18 protein-coding genes are annotated in these 19,483 nt (G+C 69.0%); 7 read left to right on the top strand and 11 right to left on the bottom strand.

Features of this window, described 5'->3' with window-relative positions; translation table 11 throughout:
• The first annotated feature begins 39 nt into the window (after positions 1-39).
• On the top strand, positions 40-345 hold the full coding sequence (locus tag ACAM42_RS16155) for an NIPSNAP family protein (RefSeq protein WP_062475864.1): 306 nt from the start codon (positions 40-42) through the stop codon (positions 343-345).
• A 3-nt stretch (positions 346-348) separates the two neighbouring features.
• Here the strand turns inward: ACAM42_RS16155 and ACAM42_RS16150 are convergent, their stop codons facing one another.
• On the bottom strand, positions 349-1,080 hold the full coding sequence (locus tag ACAM42_RS16150) for an HAD family hydrolase (protein WP_369632628.1): 732 nt from the start codon (positions 1,078-1,080) through the stop codon (positions 349-351).
• Positions 1,081-1,095: 15 nt separating this feature from the next.
• Here ACAM42_RS16150 and hemH point away from each other — a divergent pair, with 15 nt between their 5' ends.
• Together hemH and ACAM42_RS16140 are read left to right on the top strand one after the other, a co-directional pair.
• A complete protein-coding gene (gene hemH, locus ACAM42_RS16145; protein WP_369632627.1) occupies positions 1,096-2,130 on the top strand; it encodes a ferrochelatase in 1,035 nt (344 codons plus the stop codon).
• On the top strand, positions 2,127-2,978 hold the full coding sequence (locus tag ACAM42_RS16140) for a class I SAM-dependent methyltransferase (RefSeq protein ID WP_369632626.1): 852 nt from the start codon (positions 2,127-2,129) through the stop codon (positions 2,976-2,978). Before hemH ends, ACAM42_RS16140 begins: the two co-directional genes overlap by 4 nt.
• Positions 2,979-2,984: 6 nt before the next feature.
• Here the strand turns inward: ACAM42_RS16140 and ACAM42_RS16135 are convergent, their stop codons facing one another.
• From ACAM42_RS16135 to ACAM42_RS16090, 10 genes are all read right to left on the bottom strand, one after another.
• Positions 2,985-3,491, bottom strand: a complete 507-nt coding sequence (locus ACAM42_RS16135; protein ID WP_369632625.1) for a DUF1993 family protein — start codon at positions 3,489-3,491, stop codon at positions 2,985-2,987.
• A 52-nt stretch (positions 3,492-3,543) separates the two neighbouring features.
• Positions 3,544-4,416, bottom strand: coding sequence for an alpha/beta fold hydrolase (locus tag ACAM42_RS16130; RefSeq protein WP_369632773.1), 873 nt, complete (start codon positions 4,414-4,416; stop codon positions 3,544-3,546).
• A gap of 23 nt (positions 4,417-4,439) precedes the next feature.
• Complete coding sequence (locus tag ACAM42_RS16125; RefSeq protein WP_369632624.1) at positions 4,440-5,507, bottom strand: branched-chain amino acid ABC transporter permease; 1,068 nt, start codon at positions 5,505-5,507, stop codon at positions 4,440-4,442.
• A gap of 13 nt (positions 5,508-5,520) precedes the next feature.
• On the bottom strand, positions 5,521-6,501 hold the full coding sequence (locus ACAM42_RS16120; RefSeq protein WP_070060451.1) for a branched-chain amino acid ABC transporter permease: 981 nt from the start codon (positions 6,499-6,501) through the stop codon (positions 5,521-5,523).
• Complete coding sequence (locus tag ACAM42_RS16115) at positions 6,498-7,226, bottom strand: ABC transporter ATP-binding protein (RefSeq protein WP_095745068.1); 729 nt, start codon at positions 7,224-7,226, stop codon at positions 6,498-6,500. The genes ACAM42_RS16120 and ACAM42_RS16115 overlap by 4 nt, the downstream gene beginning before the upstream one ends.
• The gene (locus tag ACAM42_RS16110; protein ID WP_062475886.1) at positions 7,223-7,987 is read right to left on the bottom strand and encodes an ABC transporter ATP-binding protein; all 765 of its coding nucleotides are present in this window, start codon (positions 7,985-7,987) and stop codon (positions 7,223-7,225) included. Before ACAM42_RS16110 ends, ACAM42_RS16115 begins: the two co-directional genes overlap by 4 nt.
• A 49-nt stretch (positions 7,988-8,036) precedes the next feature.
• Positions 8,037-9,491, bottom strand: coding sequence for a hypothetical protein (locus tag ACAM42_RS16105; RefSeq protein WP_369632623.1), 1,455 nt, complete (start codon positions 9,489-9,491; stop codon positions 8,037-8,039).
• A gap of 176 nt (positions 9,492-9,667) precedes the next feature.
• Positions 9,668-10,855, bottom strand: coding sequence for a substrate-binding domain-containing protein (locus ACAM42_RS16100; RefSeq protein ID WP_139703690.1), 1,188 nt, complete (start codon positions 10,853-10,855; stop codon positions 9,668-9,670).
• 156 nt (positions 10,856-11,011) lie between these two features.
• A complete protein-coding gene (locus ACAM42_RS16095; protein ID WP_095745066.1) occupies positions 11,012-11,278 on the bottom strand; it encodes a hypothetical protein in 267 nt (88 codons plus the stop codon).
• Positions 11,275-12,816 (bottom strand): sigma-54 interaction domain-containing protein, encoded by a 1,542-nt coding sequence (locus tag ACAM42_RS16090; RefSeq protein WP_369632622.1) that lies wholly within the window; start codon positions 12,814-12,816, stop codon positions 11,275-11,277. The genes ACAM42_RS16095 and ACAM42_RS16090 overlap by 4 nt, the downstream gene beginning before the upstream one ends.
• 128 nt (positions 12,817-12,944) lie before the next feature.
• Between ACAM42_RS16090 and ACAM42_RS16085 the strand changes: the two genes are divergently transcribed.
• The 4 genes from ACAM42_RS16085 to ACAM42_RS16070 are packed head-to-tail and all read left to right on the top strand — an operon-like array spanning position 12,945 to position 19,478.
• On the top strand, positions 12,945-13,673 hold the full coding sequence (locus tag ACAM42_RS16085) for a CerR family C-terminal domain-containing protein (RefSeq protein ID WP_369632621.1): 729 nt from the start codon (positions 12,945-12,947) through the stop codon (positions 13,671-13,673).
• On the top strand, positions 13,670-15,163 hold the full coding sequence (locus ACAM42_RS16080; RefSeq protein WP_369632620.1) for an efflux transporter outer membrane subunit: 1,494 nt from the start codon (positions 13,670-13,672) through the stop codon (positions 15,161-15,163). The genes ACAM42_RS16085 and ACAM42_RS16080 overlap by 4 nt, the downstream gene beginning before the upstream one ends.
• A complete protein-coding gene (locus ACAM42_RS16075) occupies positions 15,160-16,347 on the top strand; it encodes an efflux RND transporter periplasmic adaptor subunit (RefSeq protein ID WP_369632619.1) in 1,188 nt (395 codons plus the stop codon). Before ACAM42_RS16080 ends, ACAM42_RS16075 begins: the two co-directional genes overlap by 4 nt.
• A 20-nt stretch (positions 16,348-16,367) precedes the next feature.
• On the top strand, positions 16,368-19,478 hold the full coding sequence (locus tag ACAM42_RS16070; RefSeq protein WP_369632618.1) for an efflux RND transporter permease subunit: 3,111 nt from the start codon (positions 16,368-16,370) through the stop codon (positions 19,476-19,478).
• Positions 19,479-19,483: the final 5 nt, after the last annotated feature.

The following is a 19,483-nucleotide window of genomic DNA, read 5'->3' as shown; positions in this document are numbered from 1 at the left end:
GCTCGGGCCGCGCCGATAGTCCCCTGACATTCCTCACCCATGATCACCTGCTACCTGCGCTACATCGTCGATCCCTTCAAGCTCAAGGAATTCGAGCACTACGGCAAGCTCTGGATTCCGCTGGTCGAGAAGTTCGGCGGCCAGCACCACGGCTACTTCCTGCCGTCCGAAGGCGCGAACAACGTGGCGCTGGCGATGTTCAGCTTCCCGAGCCTGGCCGCCTACGAAACCTACCGGGCCGATTCGATGCAGGACGCCGACTGCCAGGCCGCCTTCCGCTACGCGGAGGAAACGCGCTGCATCGTCAGCTACGAACGCAGCTTCTTCCGGCCGGTGTTCCGCTGACCTTCAAGCGCCCAGCGCGATGCACAGCGCGTGCAGGTTGGGCACGATCAGCTGCGGGCGCGCCCCGTGCTCCCACGGCCGCTCGTCGCGCACCAGCCAGGCGGCCTGCATGCCGGCGTTGAGCGCGCCCACCACGTCGAGCGCGGCATCGTCGCCCACGTGCAGCACGTCCTTGGGCAGCAGGCCGACCGAGGCCGCCGCGGCGCGGAAGATCGGCGCATGCGGCTTGCCGCTGCCGAAGGCGCGCGCATTGAAGGCGGTGCGGAACCACCGGCCGACGCCGGTCTTGTGGAGGTCGGCGTTGCCGTTCGACACCGCCACCAGCGGGTAGCGCTCGCTGAGCCACTTCAGCGCCGGCAGGGCGTCGTCGTACAGCGTGACGCGCTGGCGCTCTTCGAAGAAGGCGTCGAAGGCCGGATCGGCCAGCGCCGGGTCTTCGCCCGCGCGCACGAGCGCGGTGCGGATCGACTCGCGGCGCAGCGCGCTCAGGTCGTGCGCGAGGTCGGAGCGCTCCTTGGCGGTGGCTTCGCGCAGCTCGCGCAGCACGCCCGGCGTGAGCAGCAGCGAGGCCGTCTTGGGCGCCTCGCGCAGCAGCCATTCGTGCAGCACGCGCTCGGCCCGCTCGATGGTCGGCCAGATCGGCCACAGGGTGTCGTCCAGGTCGAGCGTGATCGCCGAGATGCGCGAGATGTCGAGCTGCGTGGCGCCGCCGGGCGCCGGGGAAGCGGAAGTCATGCCCGAGAATATCGCATGCCTCTCGCCTCCGATGACCGCAAGAACGAACGCACCGCCGTGCTCTGGTGCAACCTGGGTTCGCCCGATGCCCCCACCGCCGCCGCGGTGCGCCCCTACCTCGCCGACTTCCTGGGCGACCCGCGCGTGGTCGAAATTCCCAGGGCGCTGTGGGCGCTGATCCTGCACGGCATCATCCTGCGCACGCGGCCCGCGAAGTCGGCCGCGAAGTACGCCAGCATCTGGCTGCCCGAGGGCTCGCCGCTCAAGGTCTGGACCCAGAAGCAGGCCACCCTGCTGGCCGGCTGGCTCGGCGAACGCGGCCACCGCGTGACGGTGCGCGACGCGATGCGCTACGCCAGCCCGTCGATCGCCTCGCGGCTCGATGCGCTGCAGGCCGAGGGCGCCACGCGCGTGCTGGTGCTGCAGGCCTACCCGCAGTACTCCGCCACCACCACGGCCAGCGTGATCGACGCCGTGAACGCCTGGAGCCGCCGCCAGCGCCGCGTGCCCGAGTTCCGCTTCGTCAACCAGTACCACGACGACCCGGCCTACATCGAGGCGCTCGCGCAAGGCATCGAGAAGCACTGGAAGACCGAAGGCCGCGGCGAACTGCTGGTGATGAGCTTCCACGGCATTCCCGCGCGCAACATCGCGCTGGGCGACCCCTACGAGGCGCAGTGCCTCGAGACCGCGCGCCTGCTCGCGGCGCGGCTGGGCCTGGCGTCCACGCAGTACCGCACGACCTTCCAGTCGCGCTTCGGCCGCGCCAAGTGGCTGGAGCCCTACACCGAGCCGACCCTGCGCGAACTCGGCGCCAGCGGTGTGAAGCACGTCGACGTGGTGTGCCCGGGCTTTCCGGCCGACTGCCTCGAAACGCTCGAAGAAATCGCCATGGAAGGCCGCGAAGCCTTCCTGCACGCGGGCGGTGAACGCTTCGGCTACATCCCCTGCCTCAACGACAGCCCGGCGTGGATCACCGCGCTCACGGGCATCGCCGAACGCCACCTGGCGGGCTGGCCCACCCGACAAGACACGACGACCACGCCATGAAGAAAGACCTGCACGAAGCCAACCGCCAGTCGTGGAACGCCGCCACGGTCGCGCACAACAGCCACAAGGGCGACCAGGCCGCCTTCTTCCGCGCGGGCGGCTCCACGCTGTTCCCCGAGGAAAGCGCCCTGCTCGGCGACGTGGAGGGCCTCTCGGTGCTGCACCTGCAGTGCAACGCGGGCCAGGACAGCCTGAGCATCGCGCGCCGCGGCGCCCGCGTGACCGGCGTCGACATCTCCGACGAGGCCATCGACTTCGCCACCCGTCTCTCGGCCGAGTCGGGCATTGCGGCGCGCTTCGAGCGCGCGGATGTCTACGACTACTTCGAGACTGCCGCCGCGCGCGGCGAGCGCCACGACCTCGTGTTCTGTTCGTACGGCACGCTGTGCTGGCTGTCCGACCTCGGCGCGTGGGCCCGCGGCGTGGCGCAATTGCTCAAGCCCGGCGGGCGCTTCGTGATCGTCGAGTTCCACCCGTTCGCGCTGGTGTTCGACCCGCAGTGGAAGTTTCACTACGACTACTTCAACGACGCGCCCGTGCCCGAGGAAGGCGTGGGCGACTACGTCGCCGAGTCGGGCGACGGCCTCGTGGCCGACGACCGGCCGATGCCCGGCGTGCAGGGCTTTCGCAACCCGCACCCCAGCTTCGAGTTCACCTGGGGCGTGGGCCAGGTGACGACCGCGCTCGCACAGGCGGGCCTGGCCATCGAGCGCTTCGAGGAGTACCCGTACACCAACGGCTGGAAGCCCTTCGAGGGCATGCGTGAACTCGGCGGACGCCGCATGGCCCCGCCCGAAGGCATGCCGCGCATTCCGCTGATGTACGCGCTGGCGGCACGCCGCGCCTGAACGAACTCAGAAGCGGCCGAGGTAGTCCAGCTTGCCGATGGGCACGCCCTTGTGGCGCAGCACGTCGTAGGCGGTGGTCACGTGAAAGAAGAAATTCGGCAGCGCGAACTGCAGCAGGTAGCGCTGCGCCGTGAAATGCGCCTCGCCTTCGTGCGCCTTGATGGTCACGGGGCGTTCTTCGTGGCCGTCGATGAGCGCGCGGTCCACGCCGGCCAGGAAATCCTGCGTCTTCGCGATGCGCGCCAGCAGGTCGTCCCAGGTCTTTTCCTCGTCGGGAAAGCTCGGGGCCGTGATGCCCGCGATGCGCGCCGTGCCCAGCTTCGAAGCGTCGCTCGCGCGCTGGATCTGGCCGGCCAGCGTGAGCATGTCGGGCGCGAGGCGCGCGTCGACCAGCGTCGCCGGGTCGATGCCCTGGGCCTTCGCATGCGCGAGGCCCTTGTCGAGCAGGTGGGTCAGCTGGCCGAGTCCGCGGGTGAAAACCGGCACGGACAGGTCGTACATCGAGAGGGCCATGGCGAGGTGATCTTGGAGTTGAAGTCGGCGCGATTGTGATCGCGCCCTGCCTTCAACGACCGGCCGCGCGGATAAACCCCTCGATCGGGTCCAGTTGTTCCGCCACGTTGAGCGCGGGCGCATGGCCGCAGCCCGGCACCTCGATCACCTGCAGGCGACCGGCCGCGCCCGGCCCGCGCCGGTGCATCTCGTCGATCACCTCGGGCAGCACCAGGTCGGACTCGGCGCCGCGCAGGCACAGCACCGGCGCCTCGATCACGTCGTAGTGCGGCCAGATCAGGTAGTCGTTGTCGTGCGCGCTGAACTGCCGGACCATCGCCGGGTCGTAGTGCGGCGTGACGCGGCCGTCGGCCAGGCGCCGCGTGGAGCTTTCGGTCAGGCGGCGCCACTGCGCGTCGCTGAGCCAGCCGTAGGGCTTGTAGACCGTGCGGAAGAAGGCCTCCAGCTCGGCCACCGTGGCAAAGGCCGGCGGGTCGCCGGCATAGGCGCGGATGCGCTCGATGGCGGCCTGCGCGAGCTGCGGCGCGTTGTCGTTGAGCGTGAGGCTGGCGATGCGCGCCTTCATGCGCGGCTCGAACAGGCCCGACGCGCAGACCGTGCCGATCGCGCCGCCCATCGAGGTGCCCACCCAGTGCACGCGGCCCAGCCGCAGCTCGTCGCACAGCGCGTTGGCCAGCCGTGCGTAGAACGCGAGCGTGTATTCCTCATCGGGCGACGGGCTCCACTGGCTCAGGCCGCGCCCGAGGGTGTCGGGGCAGATCACGCGAAAGCCACGCGCCGCGAAGTGCTGCGCCAGCTCGTCCATGTCGCGGCTGGTGCGCGCCAGGCCGTGCCAGGCGATGACGACGGGGGCATTGGCGGCGCCCCAATCGAGCCAGTGGATCTCACGGCCTGCGAGTTGCGCGTAGTGCGATGTCGGCGTCATGGTGCTGTTGTTGTTGCCGTCGCTCATCTCGCTGCCCTCGCCCTCAGCTTGCCGACGATGCCCGTGGGGAAGTAATACACCGACAGCACGAACAGCACGCCCAGCCACAGCAGCCAGCGGTCGGGCGACAGCAGCGCCGCGAGCCACGGCAGGCCGCTGGCAGCCTCGTTGCCCAGGCGCAGCAGGTCCTGCAGGTAGCTCTGCGCCACCACGAACAGCACCGCGCCGATGGCCGCGCCGTAGATCGTGCCCATGCCGCCGATCACCACGATGAGCAGCACGTCGATCATGATCTCGAAGCTCAGCGAGGTGTCGGGTCCGTTGTAGCGCAGCCAGATGGCCAGCATCGCGCCGGCCAGCGTCGCGAACAGCGCCGACAGCACGGCCGCCGTGGTGCGGTACACCACCACGCGGTAGCCGATGGCCTCGGCGCGGAACTCGTTCTCGCGGATGGCCTGCAGCACGCGGCCGAAGGGCGAGTTCACGATGCGCAGCATCGCCAGCACCAGCACCACCGCCGCCACGAACAGCAGGTAGTAGCACAGCAGCCGCCCGTCGAGCGAGACACCGAGGAAGGGCTCTTCGGCGAACTCGAAGCTCGGCGAGATCAGCTCGGGCAGCTTGAAGGTCAGGCCGTCTTCGCCGCCGGTGAAGTCCGACAGCTGCGAGGCCAGCGTCTGGAACGCCGAGGCCACGGCCAGCGTGATCATCGCGAAGAAGATCGCGCGCACACGCAGCGAGAACAAACCGATGGCCAGCGAAAGCACCAGCGAGATCGCGAGCGACGCACCCAGCCCCACCAGCACCGCGCCCCAGTTGGGCCCGAGCCGCGAGGCCGAGATGGCGATGCCGTAGGCGCCGATGCCGAAGAACATCGTGTGCGCGAAGCTCACGATGCCGGTGTAGCCCAGGAGCAGGTCGAAGCTGGCGACCAGCACCACGAACACCAGGATCTTGGCCGCGACGCTGAGCGCCTTCACGCCCGGGAACAGGAACGGCGCAAAGGCCAGCGCCAGGAACAGGGCCAGCAGCAGCAGCGCCAGCAGGCGGCTGCGCGGCATGTCGTTGGAAAGAAGTCGTTTCAGGAACATGACGGCTTTCTCCTCAACGGTTCGCCACGGGGTACACGCCCTGCGGGCGCCACAGCAGCACGGCCACCATGAGGAAGATGCTCGCGAACTGCGTGAGCGTGGGCAGCAGGAAGCCGATGTAGTTGGTCATGAGCCCCACCAGCAGCGCGCCGAGCAGCGCCCCGCCAGTCGAGCCCAGCCCGCCGATGATGATCACGATGAAGATCAGCACGTTGACCTGCGCGCCCATCTGCGGCACCAGGTTCTGCTGGAACAGGCCCCACATCACGCCGCCCAGGCCGGCCAGCGCGCTACCCACCACGAACACGCCCACGAACAGGCGCCCGATGCGGTAGCCCAGCGACTCGACCATCTCGCGGTCCTGCACACCGGCGCGAATGAGCAGGCCGATCTTGGTGCGGCCCAGCGTCCAGGCCAGCACGCCGAACACCACCACGCCCACGGCCACCGCGAGCAGGCGGTACTTGCTGATGGCCGCGTCGCCCACCAGCAGCGAGCCGCGCAGCGCCTCGGGCAGCGGCAGCGGAATCTGCGCCGGGCCCCAGATCACCTTGATGAGCTCCTCGCCGATGATCATGCCGCCCATCGTGATGAGAATCTGCTTCAGGTGCTGGCCGTACACCGGCCGCACGATGAAGCGCTCGAAGGCCAGGCCGATGGCACCGGCCACCGCCATCGCGGCCAGCATGGCCGGGAACACCGCCACGAGGTTACGCCACAGCTCGCCCGAGCCGGTCCAGTCGCCCATGAGGCCGAGCACGCTGCTGGCCACGAAGGCGCCCAGCGCAATGAACACACCGTGGCCGAAGTTCAGCACGTCCATGAGGCCGAACACCAGCGTGAGGCCCGAGGCAATGATGAAGATGATCATGCCCATCGCCAGCCCCGCCACGGTGAGCGTGAGCCAGGTCGAGACCGAGCCCGTGAGCGGCAGCGCGACGAGCGCGAGGATGGGGGCGAGAAGCAAGGGCTTCCAGTCGAAGTCTAGTTTCATAGGGCGAGTCCGAGCAGCGATTGCTGCAGTTGCGCATCGGCGGAGAACGCGGCCATCGAGCCGCTGTGCACCACGCGGCCGTTGTCCATCACCGCGACGGTGTCGCCCAGGCGCTGGGCGAAGTGGATGTTCTGTTCGACCAGCAGGATCGTCACGCCGCTCGCCTTGAGCTCGCCGAAGGCCTCGATCATGTTGTTGATCATCACGGGCGCCAGCCCCTTGCTGGGCTCGTCGATGATGAGCAGCTGGCGCGGCTCGACGATGGCGCGCGACACGGCCAGCATCTGCTTCTGTCCGCCCGACAGCTTGCCGGCCGGATGGTTCCAGAACTTCTCGACCGCGGGAAAGAGCTTGAAGATCCACTTCAGGCGCGTGTCGTCGATGGCGTCGGCGTTCTTGGCGCCGCGCGCGGCCAGCACCATGTTCTCTTTCACCGTGAGGTCGGAGAAGATGCCCATGTTCTCGGGCACGTAGGCCACGCCGAGTTCGGCGATCTGCGGCGTATGCAGGGCCGTGATGTCCTTGCCGGCGAACTGCACCCTGCCCTGCGACGCGTGCCACAGGCCCATGATGGTGCGCAGCGTGGTGGTCTTGCCCGCGCCGTTGCGGCCCAGCAGCATGGTGAGCTGGCCCTTGGGCACGGCCAGGTCGACGCCGTGCAGGATGTGGTACGCCCCGATGTGCGTCTGCACGCCTTCCAGGGTCAGCAAATTTTCGGTGCTCATGCGGCCTCCTTCGCGATGCCCAGGTAGGCCTCCTGCACCACCGGCGAGGCGATCACCTCGGCCGGTTCGCCGTCTGCCACCAGCGTGCCGTTGTGCAGCACGATGATGCGGTCCGCGAGCTCGCGCACCACGTCCATCTTGTGTTCGACCAGGAGGATGGTCTTGGTCTTGTCCTGCTTGAGCTTGCGGATCAGGTCGAGGATGACGGGCGCCTCGGCCGCGTGCATGCCGGCCGTGGGCTCGTCGAACATGAAGACCTTGGGTTCGAGCGCCATCAGCAGCGCCACCTCGAGCTTGCGCTGGTCGCCGTGCGGCAGGCTGGCCACGGTGGCGTGCGCGCGCGGCTCCAGGGCCACGTCGGCCAGGATCTGCTCGGCGCGTTCGGTCAGCGCCTTGTGGTCGCTCCAGATGCTCCACAGGTTGAGCCCGTGGCGGTGCGCGCCGGCGCGCGTGGCCTGCACCGCGAGCCGCACGTTCTCCAGCACCGTGAGGTTGGGGAACAGGTTGGTGAGCTGGAACGCGCGCCCCAGCCCGGCGTGCGTGCGCGCCGACGGCGACAGGTGCGACAACGGTTGCCCGTCGAGCGACACCGTGCCGGCCGTGGCCTTGAGCTGCCCGGAGATCAGGTTGAAGTAAGTGGTCTTGCCCGCGCCGTTGGGGCCGACGATGGCCGTCAGCGTGCCTGGCGCGAATGCGCAGCTCACGCTGTTGACGGCCACGTGCCCTCCGAAGCGGATGGTCAGATCCCGGGTCTCAAGCATTGTGGAAAGGTCCTTGCGAATCGAAAAAATCAGTGCAGGGTGAACGGCCTCAACAGGTGCCGATCACGTAGTAGTTGGTGCCCGTCTGCTTCAGCGTGGTCATGGCGTAGATATTCCACAGGCCCATCGACTGGCCCGAGCCGTTGGCATAGGTCAGGCCCCACAGCGCATAGGCGCGTCCGGCCATGGTGTGCGTGTAGTTGCTCGCGGTGTAGCACGTACCCCCGCCGCCCGGGCCCGCCGTGGTCGCTCCCGTGGCGGCCGCCGACATCGCGCCTTCGACGTTGCTCGCGTTCAGCGCGGCCACGGTCCAGCTGTAGCTGGTCGACGCGGCCAGGCCGGTGTCGGTGTAGCTGGTGCCCGTCACCGGCGAGGCGTTGACCTTGCTGCCGCCGCGGTACACGTTGTAGCCCGATGCGCCCGAGACGCCGGCCCAGCCGATCACCATGCTGCTGCTGGTCGCGCCCGAGGTGCCCACGCCGGTGGGCGCCGGCAGTCCGCCGCCGCCGGCCGAGCCGGTCACGCGGTCGATCATGGCCTTCATGGCGGCCATCTGCGGGCCCGACTTCTTGGCGTAGTTGGCGCTGTCGTAACCCCACCAGTCCCAGCAGCTGTTGGTGGCCGCGGTGCTGGTCTGCGGGTAGATCAGGATGATGTTGTTGGTGTCGGCCCAGCGGTTGTAGCCCGTCTTCTTCACGTACTGGTCACTCACGTCGGTGTAGTTCTGCTTGCAGCCGTGCAGCACCAGGTGCACGCGGCACGAGGTCGTGGTGCAGGCCTGCGGCACGTAGAGCCAGCCGGTGGCGGCCACGCCGTGGCCGGTGACGAACTCCGACTGGTTGAACTCGGTGAAGGTGCCGCCCAGCGCGCCGTTGTTACGCGGGTTCAGCGGACCATACAGCTGCGTGAGGATCTCGCCCGCGAGGTCGAAACCGCAGTTGTTGATGTACGGCGCGGCCGTGGTGCTGCAGGCGCCGCCGTAGTCGTCGGTGACCATCGCGTGGCCCGCGCCGAGGTTGTTCTTGTAGACCGTGTTGGCGGCCGGCACGAAGCTCTGGTAGTAGGTCTTCAGATCGTCCATCACCGGCTGCTTGACGGTGTTGTCCGAGGTGCCCGAGAACAGGTAGACCTTGGAGTTGCTGAGGTTCGACACCGGGTCGATCGCACCGCTGGCGGCCCAGCTGTTGGTGGTGCTCACGAGCGTGGAGACCGGGATGCTGGTGCTGTGCGTCATGCAGCGCCCGGTGGCATTGACCACCGAGCCTTCGGCGCAGTAGTACGGACCGCCGGCGACCACGCCCGCGCCGCGCTTGAAGGTGGCCGAGTAGGCCACGTGCAGCTGCACCGCCATGAAGCCACCGGCCGACAGGCCGGACACGCTCACCTCCGCCGGGTTGGCGCCCAGTGCCGGCAGCGGCACGGCCGCCGTGGCGGCCTGCGCCGCCGCCGTGATCACCGCTGCTGCGGCAAACCCTTTCCAGTTGTTCCATCGCATCGCTGGCATCGCTGTCTCCTTCTGTTGTGTTTGATCGAACGCTTGCTTGCAGACTGACGAATCGGCCGTGGAGCGCGGCAACTTGCGCGGACGCAGGCTGGCGCTTCGCCCGGCGGCCATCCGGGGCGAAAAGGGGGCGGCGCCTGCATGCGCGCCGCGGGTTCAGGGAACGATCAGCGCCGTGTTCAGCGCTTGTTCTTGATCGGGATGTCCATCTCTTCCGGCTTGATTTCGTGCACCAGCTCCGGCACGCCCCATGCAAACGCGGGGTCGGCCTTGATCTTGAAGTGGTACATCGACTGCATCGCCTGGTGGTCTTCCTTGCGGAAGGTCATCTTGCCCTTGGGCGTGTCGAAGCTCATGCCTTCCATGGTGCTGATGAGCTTGTTGGTGTTGGTGTCGCCGTTGGTCTTCTTCAGCGCCGTCACCACCGCCATCGCGGCCGAGAAGCCGCCGGCCGTGAAGAAGTCCGGCGGCGTCTTGAACTCCTTGTAGTGGGCCGCGACCATCGCCTCGTTCACCGGGTTCTTCGGGATGCCGAAGTAGTAGTAGGCCGCGCCTTCCATGCCCGGCAGCGACTTGTAGGCCGCCATGGCCGGCAGGATGTTGCCGCCGGTGGCGATCTCGATGCCGTAGCGCTTCAGGTCGAGGTCCACGATCTTGAACGGGTTGCCCGCGCCGGCCCAGACGATCCAGATGATCTTGCGGCCCGGCTGGTCCTTGAGCTTGTCGATCAGGCGCTGCGCACCGGCCGTGAAGTCGGTGGTGGCAGGCGGCAGGTATTCCTCGTGCGCAAGCTTGGCTTTCTTCAGCGCAGCGCCGAAGGCCTTCACGCCGTCGCGGCCGAAGGCGTTGTCCTGCGCCAGCGTGGCGACGGTGACACCGGCCTTGTCGATGGCCACGGCGTTGGAGATGGCGTCCTGGCTCGAGTTGCGGCCGGTGCGGAAGATGTACTTGTTCCACTTGTCGCCGGTGATCGAGTCGGCCACGGCGGGCTCGACGATCAGGATCTTCTTGTACTCCTCGGCCACCGGCAGCATGGCCAGCGCCACGCCCGAAGCGGTCGGGCCGACCGCGAGCGCGGCCTTGTCGTCGGAGTACGCGGCGGCCAGCAGCGACTTGCCCAGGTCGGGCTTGCCCTGGTCGTCCTTCTCGATGACCACGAGCTTCTTGCCGTTGACCATCATCGTGCCGCCGGTGGCGTAGTTCAGGCCCATCATCAGGCCGGTCTGCGTCTGCTTGCCGTAGGCCTCCAGCGCGCCGGTCTTGCTGTAGACGTGGGCGATGCGGATCTCGTTCGATTGGGCCCAGGCGGGCATGGTGGCGACGGTGGCGCCCAGGGCGGCCAGGGCGATGAGGTGGCGACGGTGCATGTCTTGTCTCCTGATAAAGGTGACTGAATATTGCACAGTTCGTGCCACCCGCCTAAGCCATTGATAACAAAGGCTTCCTCATTCGGGCGCAACCGGTTTCGCCTGATTTCAGTGCATTCGTGCTGTCTTGTTTTCAGACAACTGTCTGCTGATCAGTCAGGGTTTCCCAGCAGAGTCGCGGCGCGCCGCGAGCCAGCTTTCGAACTCGCGCTCGGCCCGCATCCGCAGCTCGTTGCGCGTGTGGTTGCACACCGCGTGCGCGAGGCGCCGGTGCTTCTGCTGGCGCACGCCGCCCATCGTGGCGTCGAGCAGGTGTTCGATGGTGGCCGACTCGGGCCGACCGTGCGGCTCGTCGAAGTCCATCGGCAGCCCGCACCAATGGCAGTTCGGGCCGAAGGTGGAACGCAGCGCTTTCACGCTCATGACAAGCCCATCCCCGTCATGCGCTCGTACAGCGTGGCGCGCGAAATACCCAGCAGCCGCGAAGTCGCGAGTTTGTTGCCGCCGGTGCTTTCGAGCGCGGCGGCGATCGCCTTGCGCTCCAGCTCGGCCACCTGCTGCGACAGCGGGCGCAACAGTGCCGCTTCCTGGTTGACGTCGCGCAGGCTGTGCGAGGTGTCGGGCGCCTCGATCTGCTCCAGCCCGGCCTCGCGCAGGATGCGTTCGAGCTGCGCCGCGTCGATGCGCTGCGAGTCGCTGCGCATCGTCACCTGCTCCAGCACGTTGCGCAGCTCGCGGATGTTGCCGCGCCAGTGCTGGCCGGCCAGGAGCGCGAGCGCGTCGGGCGTGAGTTCGGGCGGCGCCTCGCCGCTGCGCAGCGCCATGTCTTCGCCCAGCGCTTCGACCAGCGCCGGGATGTCGCTGCGCCGCTCACGCAGCGGCGGCACGCGCAGCGGCAACACGTTGAGGCGGTAATACAGGTCTTCGCGGAACAGGCCGCGGCGCACCAGCTCGGGCAGGTCGCGCGAGGTGGCGGCGATCACGCGGGCGTCGAAGGGAATCAGCTTGTTGGAACCCAGCGGCTCGATCTCGCCTTCTTGCAGCGCGCGCAGCAGCTTGGCCTGCAGGCCCAGCGGCATGTCGCCGATTTCATCGAGAAACAGGCTGCCGCCGTCGGCCAGCTTGAACTTGCCTTCGCGCCCGCGCTTGTCGGCGCCGGTGAAGGCGCCGGGCGCGAAGCCGAAGAACTCGGCCTCGAGCAGCGTGTCGGGCACGGCCGCGATGTTGACGCTGACGAACTGGCCCTTGGCGCGCGTGGACGACGCGTGGATCGCATGCGCCAGCAATTCCTTGCCGGTGCCGGTCTCGCCCAGCAGCAGCACCGGGCTGGTGGACTGCGCGGCGCGGCGCGCGTGGCGCTTCACCTCCACCGCCGCCGGGCTGCTGCCGATGAAGCTCGCAAAGGTGTACTTGGAACGGCGCTGCCCGTCGGGTGCGTGCTGGTACAGCGGGTTGTTGCGCTGGCTGGCCAGCTCGCGGCGGGCGTCGTCGAGGTCGCGCTGCAGCAGCGCGAACTTGCTGATGAGCGGCTGCAGCGTGGTCTCGGGCTGGTCGAACAGCACGATGCCGATGGCGCCGATGACCTTGCCCAGGCCCTCCCCGTCTTCGCGCTCCTCGCGCAACGGGATGCGGCTCACGACGAAGGTGCCGGCCTTGTTGGTCAGCAGGTCGATGAGGATCGGCTCGCCGGTTTCGAGCACGCGGCGCATCATGGTGTTGGGAATCACGTCCTCGACCATATGGCCCATGAACTCGTCGATGGACGAGAAACCCAGCGCCGGCAGGAAGCGGCGGTAGCCCTCGTTCACCCAGACGATGCGCCCGCTGCGGTCGACCAGGAACATGCCCTGGCTGATGCTCGAAAACAGATGAAACATCGAGCGCGCGGCGAGCGCGAGGATGCCTTCGGCGTCCAGGGGCAAGGCGGGCGGCGGTGCGGCGGCGGAGGGAGCGACGGACATGCGCGGATCGTACTGTGTGCGGCCCCTGCCCCTGCCGCGCGCAGGCCCACATGCAACCAAAAACAAAAGCCTTCAGCAAGCCTTAAGTAAATCAATCGTTTGATTTCAATCATGCTTTAATCGCGCCGATGAACGCCAGGGACCCCCTCACCCCCACGCCAACGCCAACGCCCGTTCCATCGCCGCGCCGCGCCCCCCGCAGCGACGGCGCCGAGGCGCGCCACCGCCTGCTGCACACCGCGCTGCGGCTGTTCGCCCAGAACGGTTTCGCCAAGACCTCGATCCGCGAGATCGCGCGCGAGGCCGGCGTGAACGTCTCGGCCATCAGCTACTACTTCGGCGACAAGGAGGGGCTGTACTCCGCCACCTTCAACGAGCCGATGGGCAGCGATTCGAACGACCTCGTGGCCGCCTGCAACGTGCCGGGCCAGTCGCTCGAAGCCACGCTGCGCATCTGCATGGCGGCCATGATCGATCCGCTCAAGCAGGGAGAGATCGTGCGCCAGTGCATCCAGCTGCACATGCGCGAAATGCTGGAGCCCACCAGCCAGTGGGCCAAGGAACTGGAGCGCGACATCAAGGGCCCGCACCGCGCCATCGTCGAGCTGCTGTGCCGCCACCTGCAGGTGGAGCGCGCCGACGACGACATCCACCGCCTGACCTTCGCGATCACCGGGCTGTCGATGCAGCTGTACGTGAGCCAGGATTTCATCGAGGCCCTGCGCCCGTCGCTGCTGCGCACGCCGCGCGCCATCGACACCTGGGCCGACCGGCTCACGGGCTACGCGATGGCGCTGGTCCAGGCCGAAACCTCACGCCGCCGCCAGGTGGCCGCCGAGCAGAGAAAGAAGCCATGAGACGACTCCGACGGATTGCCCTTGTTCTGAGCCTGCCGCTGGGCCTCGGCCTCGCCGGCTGCGGCCTGACGCGCCCGCCCGCCTCGGTGCAGGCGCCCTTCCCCGCGCAGTGGCACGCGCCCCTGCCCCACGGCGGCTCGCTGGCCGCGCTGGCCGAGTGGTGGCGCCAGCTGGACGACCCGCTGCTGGTCGAGCTGATCGCCGCCGCCGAAACCGCCAGCCCCAACCTTGCCAGCGCCGCGGCGCGCGTGGCCGAGGCGCGTTCCACGCGCGTGCAGGCCGGCGCGGCGCTGCTGCCCAGCCTGGACGGCACGGCGTCGGCCAGCCGGGGCGTCTCGGGCTCGTCGTTCGGTGCGGGCGGTTCTTCGAGCAGCAGCAGCAGCGCCTCCACCGCGCCGGTCACCACGCTGCAGGCCGGCCTGCAATCGAAGTGGGAAATCGACCTGTTCGGCCGCCTGCGCGCCGACCGCGACGCGGCCCAGCAGAAGCTGGACAGCGCCACCGCCAAGTGGCACGACGCCCGCGTCGCCGTGGCGGCCGAGACGGCCAACGCCTATTTCGCCGAGCGCGCCTGCCAGCAGCAGTTGAACGTGTCCGAATCGGATGCCAAGTCGCGCGGCGAAACGGCGCGGCTCACCGACCTGTCGGCGCGCGCCGGCTTCACCGCACCGGCCGATGCCGCACTCGCGCGTGCCAGCGCCTCCGACGCCTCGGGCCGCCTCACGCAACAGCGCGCCCTGTGCGCGGTGCAGCGCAAGGCATTGGTCGCACTCAGCGGGCTCGACGAACCCACGCTCGTGCAGAAGCTCGCGGCCTCGCCCACGCAGCGCGCGCTGCCGGTGGTCGGTGCCATTGCCAGCGTGCCGGCGCAGGCGCTCTCGCAGCGGCCCGACGTGTACGCGGCCGAACTCGGCGTGGCCGCGGCCAGCGCCGAGGTGGGCTCCGCCGAAGCCGAGCGCTATCCCAAGCTCACGCTCTCGGGCTCGATCGGCCGCATGCAGATCCGCACCAGCGGCTTTCGCGAATCGCTCGACACCTGGACGGTCGGGCCGCTGTCGCTCACCGTGCCGCTGCTCGACGGCGGCGCGCGCGCAGCCAACTCCGAAGCCGCCAAGGCGCGTTACACCGAGGCCGTGTCGCTCTACCGCGCCAACGTGCGCCAGGCGGTGCGCGAGGTCGAGGAAGCCCTGGTGAACCTCGACGCCACCACCGCGCGCAGCACCGACGCCGACAGCGCGGTGAAGAACTACCAGGCCTCGTTCGACGCCACCCAGGCCCGCTACAGCAGCGGCCTGGCCAGCCTGTTCGAGCTCGAGGATTCGCGGCGCACGCTGTTCGCCGCGCAGACCGCGCGCGTCTCGCTGCAGCGCGAGAGCACCGAAGCCTGGGTCTCCCTGTACCGCTCGATGGGCGGCGGCTGGAGCCGCCCCGCCGAAGCATCGTCCCCAATGACCACCACCCCGGCCGCCAAGGTCGCGACGTCGCCATGAAAACAATGAAGCGTTCCACCCTTGTCCTCGCGCTGCTGGCGCTCGTCGTCGTTGTCGCCGCCGGCCTGTGGCTCACCCGCAAGCCGGACGGCGACCACAAGGCCGCGCCCGCCGCCAAGGGCCCGGCCCAGCGCCCCGCGCTGACCGTCTCGGTCGCCAAACCCGAAGCCACCGAGCTGACGGTCACGCTGGCCGCCAACGGCAACGTGGCAGCCTGGCAGGAGGCCGTGATCGGCTCCGAATCGAACGGCCTGAAGCTGGCCGAGGTGCGCGTCAACGTGGGCGACACCGTGAAGAAGGGCCAGGTGCTCGCGGTGTTCTCGCCCGAGACGGTGCAGGCCGACATCGCACAGGCGCGCGCCTCGCTGGCCGAGGCCCGCGCCTCGGCGGCCGACGCCGCCGGCAACGCCGCGCGCGCCCGCACGCTGCAGGCCACCGGCGCGCTGAGCCAGCAGCAGATCAACCAGTACCAGACCACCGAACAGACCGCCAAGGCGCGCGCCGAAGCGGCCGAGGCCGTGCTGGCCGCGCAGCAGGTGCGCGGTCGCAACACGCAGGTGCTGGCGCCCGACGACGGCGTGATCTCCGCGCGCACCGCCACGGTCGGCAGCGTGGTGGGCGCCGGCACCGAGCTGTTCCGGCTGATCCGCCAGGGCCGGCTCGAATGGCGCGCGGAAGTCACCTCGGCCGAACTGGGCCGCGTCGCCGTGGGCACGCCGGCCTTCGTGGTCAGCGCCAGCGGCGCGCAGGTGAAGGGCACGGTGCGCAGCATCGCGCCCACGGTCGATCCACAGACGCGCGCGGCGCTGGTCTATGTCGACCTGCCGAACGTGCAGCAGAACACCGGCGTGAAGGCCGGCATGTTCGCGCGCGGCGACTTCGAACTCGGCCGCAGTTCCGCGCCGACCGTGCCGCAAAGCGCGATCGTGCCGCGCGACGGCTTCAACAACGTCTTCACGCTGCTGCCCGACGGCCGCGTGGCGCAGCTCAAGGTGCAGACCGGCCGCCGCCTGAAGGACCGCGTGGAGATCACCAGCGCCCTGCCCGAGGGCGTGCAGATCGTGGTGCAGGGCGCGGGCTTCCTCAACGACGGCGACCTGGTGCGCGTGGTGGACGCCACGCCCGCGGCAGCCTCGTCCGCCACCCCGGCGAAGGCGGGGGCATCCGCCCCTTCGCCCAAATAAGCCAACACAAGGAACACGCCATGAACGTTTCCGCCTGGTCCATACGCAACCCCATTCCGGCGGTGATGCTGTTCGTGCTGCTCACCTTCGGGGGGCTGCTGTCGTTCAACGCCATGAAGGTGCAGAACTTCCCGGACATCGACCTGCCGACCGTCACCGTCTCGGCCTCGCTGCCGGGCGCAGCGCCCTCGCAGCTGGAGACCGACGTCGCGCGCAAGCTCGAGAACTCCATCGCCACCATCCAGGGCCTGAAGCACATCACGACCAAGGTGCAGGACGGCGCCGCCACGCTGATCGTGGAGTTCCGCCTCGAGAAGCCCGTGCAGGAGGCCGTGGACGACGTGCGCTCGGCCGTGCAGAAGGTGCGCGCCGACCTGCCCGCCGACGTGCGCGACCCGGTCGTCACCAAGCTCGACTTCGCGGCCCAGCCGGTGCTGGCCTTCACCATCGCGTCCTCGCGCATGGACAACGAGGCGCTGAGCTGGTTCGTCGACAACGACATCACCAAGAAGCTGCTCGCGCTGCCCGGCGTGGGCGCGGTGAACCGCGTGGGCGGCGTCACGCGCCAGGTGCACATCGACCTCGACCCGGCCAAGCTGCAGGCGCTGGGCGCCTCGGCCGCCGACATCTCGCGCCAGCTGCGCCAGGTGCAGACCGAAAGCGCCGGCGGGCGCATCGACCTGGGCGGCAGCGAACAACCGGTGCGCACCATGGCCACCGTGCAGTCGGCCGACCAGCTCGCCGACATGCAGATCGCGCTGAGCGACGGCCGCCGCATCCGCCTGGACCAGGTGGCGCGCATCAGCGACACCATCGCCGAGCCGCGCGCTGCCGCGCTGCTCAACGGCAAGCCGGTGGTGGGCTTCGAGGTGGCCCGCAGCCGCGGCGCCAGCGAAGTCGAAGTGGGCCGCGCCATTCAAAAGGCGCTGGCCGACCTGCGCGTGCAGCGCCCCGACATCGAGCTGACCGAGGCCTTCAACTTCGTCGACCCGGTGGAAGAAGAGTACGACGGCTCGCTGCACCTGCTGTACGAGGGCGCCATCCTCGCGGTGATCGTGGTGTGGCTCTTTTTGCGCGACTGGCGCGCCACCTTCGTCTCGGCCGTGGCGCTGCCGATGTCGGTGATTCCGGCCTTCGTCGGCATGTACCTGCTGGGCTTCTCGGTCAACGTGATCTCGCTGCTCGCGCTCTCGCTGGTGGTCGGCATCTTGGTGGACGACGCCATCGTGGAGGTCGAGAACATCGTGCGCCACCTACGCATGGGCAAGTCGCCCTACCAGGCGGCCATGGAAGCGGCGGATGAAATCGGCCTGGCCGTGATCGCCACCACCTTCACGCTGATCGCGGTGTTCCTGCCCACGGCCTTCATGAGCGGCGTGGCCGGCAAGTTCTTCAAGCAGTTCGGCTGGACCGCCTCGCTCGCGGTGTTCGCCTCGCTGGTGGTGGCGCGGGTGCTCACGCCGATGATGGCGGCCTACATCCTCAAGCCCATCGTCGGTGCCGAGAAGGAGCCGGGCTGGCTGCGCTGGTACATGCGCGCCGTGGAGTGGAGCACGCACCACCGCTTCAAGACGATGGTGATGGCCACCCTCTTCTTCTTCGGCTCGCTGGCGATGATCCCGCTGCTCAAGACCGGCTTCATTCCGGCCGACGACAATTCGCAGACGCAGGTCTACCTGTCGCTGCCGCCGGGTTCCACGCTGGCGCAGACCACGGCCGCGGCCGAGGAAACGCGCCGCCGCGTGATGAAGATCAACCACGTGAAGAGCGTCTACACCACGGTGGCGGGCGGCAGCGCCGGCGGCGACCCGTTCGCGAACTTCGGCACGCCCGAGACGCGCAAGGCCACGCTGACGATCCAGCTCGACCCGCGCGGCGACCGGCCGCGCAAGCAGGTGATCGAGAAAGAGATCCGCACCGCGCTCGAGACCCTGCCCGGCGTGCGCAGCACCGTGGGCCTGGGCGGCTCGGGCGAGAAGTACATCCTGGTGCTCACCGGCGAAGACCCGGTGGCGCTGTCGGCTGCCGCCGGCGCGGTCGAGAAAGACCTGCGCACCATTCCCGGCCTGGGCAACATCACCTCGACCGCGAGCCTGATCCGTCCCGAGATCGCCGTGCGCCCCGACTTCGCGCGCGCCGCCGACCTGGGCGTGACCAGCTCGGCCATCGCCGAGACGCTGCGCGTGGCCACGCTGGGCGACTACGACCAAGCGCTGGCCAAGCTCAACCTCGCGCAGCGGCAGGTGCCGATCGTGGTGAAGCTCGAAGACTCGGCGCGGCAAGACCTCGACCTCATCGGGCGCCTGTCGGTGCCGGGCGCGCGCGGGCCCGTCATGCTGAGCCAGGTGGCCTCGCTCACGATGGAAGGCGGCCCGGCCGTCATCGACCGCTACGACCGCTCGCGCAACGTCAACTTCGAGATCGAGCTGTCGGGCGTGGGCCTGGGCGACGCCAAGACGGCCGTCGAGGCCCTGCCCTCGATCCAGAAGCTGCCGCCGGGCGTGCGCATCGCCGAGGTGGGCGACGCCGAAGTGATGACCGAGCTGTTCGCCAGCTTCGGCCTGGCGATGCTCACCGGTGTGCTGTGCATCTACATCGTGCTGGTGCTGCTGTTCAAGGACTTCCTGCACCCGGTGACCATCCTGTGCGCGCTGCCGCTCGCACTGGGCGGCGCCTTCGTGGGCCTCTTGATCGGGCAGAAGGCGCTGTCGATGCCCTCGCTGATCGGCCTGATCATGCTGATGGGCATCGCCACGAAGAACTCGATCCTGCTGGTGGAGTACGCCATCGTGGCGCGCCGCGACCACGGCATGAGCCGCTGGGACGCGCTGCGCGACGCCTGCCACAAGCGTGCGCGGCCCATCATCATGACCACGCTCGCCATGGGCGCCGGCATGCTGCCCATTGCCGTGGGCTTCGGCGCCGCCGACTCGAGCTTCCGCTCGCCGATGGCGATGGCGGTGATCGGCGGGCTGATCACTTCTACCGTGTTGAGCCTGCTGGTGGTGCCGGCCGTGTTCACCTACGTGGACGACATCGAGCACTGGATCCGGCGCACCGTGCGCAAGGTGCGCGGGCAGCCGGCCGATCCGCACATCGACGACGACCTGGTCGAGGCGCCGCAGCGATGAAACCC

Origin of the sequence: Variovorax sp. V35 (assembly GCF_041154465.1) — a bacterium.
In the GTDB taxonomy this organism is placed as follows: Bacteria; Pseudomonadota; Gammaproteobacteria; order Burkholderiales; family Burkholderiaceae_C; genus Variovorax; species Variovorax boronicumulans.
Note: the sequence above shows the minus strand (reverse complement) of the source record. Positions and strands in the feature narration are given on the sequence as shown.

What these genes read in the sequence shown, in the direction of transcription:
- ACAM42_RS16155 (WP_062475864.1), top strand. Translation starts at nt 40, where the DNA reads ATGATCACCTGCTACCTGCGCTACATCGTCGATCCCTTCAAGCTCAAG.
- ACAM42_RS16150 (WP_369632628.1), bottom strand. Translation starts at nt 1,080, where the DNA reads ATGACTTCCGCTTCCCCGGCGCCCGGCGGCGCCACGCAGCTCGACATC.
- hemH (WP_369632627.1), top strand. Translation starts at nt 1,096, where the DNA reads ATGCCTCTCGCCTCCGATGACCGCAAGAACGAACGCACCGCCGTGCTC.
- ACAM42_RS16140 (WP_369632626.1), top strand. Translation starts at nt 2,127, where the DNA reads ATGAAGAAAGACCTGCACGAAGCCAACCGCCAGTCGTGGAACGCCGCC.
- ACAM42_RS16135 (WP_369632625.1), bottom strand. Translation starts at nt 3,491, where the DNA reads ATGGCCCTCTCGATGTACGACCTGTCCGTGCCGGTTTTCACCCGCGGA.
- ACAM42_RS16130 (WP_369632773.1), bottom strand. Translation starts at nt 4,416, where the DNA reads ATGACGCCGACATCGCACTACGCGCAACTCGCAGGCCGTGAGATCCAC.
- ACAM42_RS16125 (WP_369632624.1), bottom strand. Translation starts at nt 5,507, where the DNA reads ATGTTCCTGAAACGACTTCTTTCCAACGACATGCCGCGCAGCCGCCTG.
- ACAM42_RS16120 (WP_070060451.1), bottom strand. Translation starts at nt 6,501, where the DNA reads ATGAAACTAGACTTCGACTGGAAGCCCTTGCTTCTCGCCCCCATCCTC.
- ACAM42_RS16115 (WP_095745068.1), bottom strand. Translation starts at nt 7,226, where the DNA reads ATGAGCACCGAAAATTTGCTGACCCTGGAAGGCGTGCAGACGCACATC.
- ACAM42_RS16110 (WP_062475886.1), bottom strand. Translation starts at nt 7,987, where the DNA reads ATGCTTGAGACCCGGGATCTGACCATCCGCTTCGGAGGGCACGTGGCC.
- ACAM42_RS16105 (WP_369632623.1), bottom strand. Translation starts at nt 9,491, where the DNA reads ATGCCAGCGATGCGATGGAACAACTGGAAAGGGTTTGCCGCAGCAGCG.
- ACAM42_RS16100 (WP_139703690.1), bottom strand. Translation starts at nt 10,855, where the DNA reads ATGCACCGTCGCCACCTCATCGCCCTGGCCGCCCTGGGCGCCACCGTC.
- ACAM42_RS16095 (WP_095745066.1), bottom strand. Translation starts at nt 11,278, where the DNA reads ATGAGCGTGAAAGCGCTGCGTTCCACCTTCGGCCCGAACTGCCATTGG.
- ACAM42_RS16090 (WP_369632622.1), bottom strand. Translation starts at nt 12,816, where the DNA reads ATGTCCGTCGCTCCCTCCGCCGCCGCACCGCCGCCCGCCTTGCCCCTG.
- ACAM42_RS16085 (WP_369632621.1), top strand. Translation starts at nt 12,945, where the DNA reads ATGAACGCCAGGGACCCCCTCACCCCCACGCCAACGCCAACGCCCGTT.
- ACAM42_RS16080 (WP_369632620.1), top strand. Translation starts at nt 13,670, where the DNA reads ATGAGACGACTCCGACGGATTGCCCTTGTTCTGAGCCTGCCGCTGGGC.
- ACAM42_RS16075 (WP_369632619.1), top strand. Translation starts at nt 15,160, where the DNA reads ATGAAAACAATGAAGCGTTCCACCCTTGTCCTCGCGCTGCTGGCGCTC.
- ACAM42_RS16070 (WP_369632618.1), top strand. Translation starts at nt 16,368, where the DNA reads ATGAACGTTTCCGCCTGGTCCATACGCAACCCCATTCCGGCGGTGATG.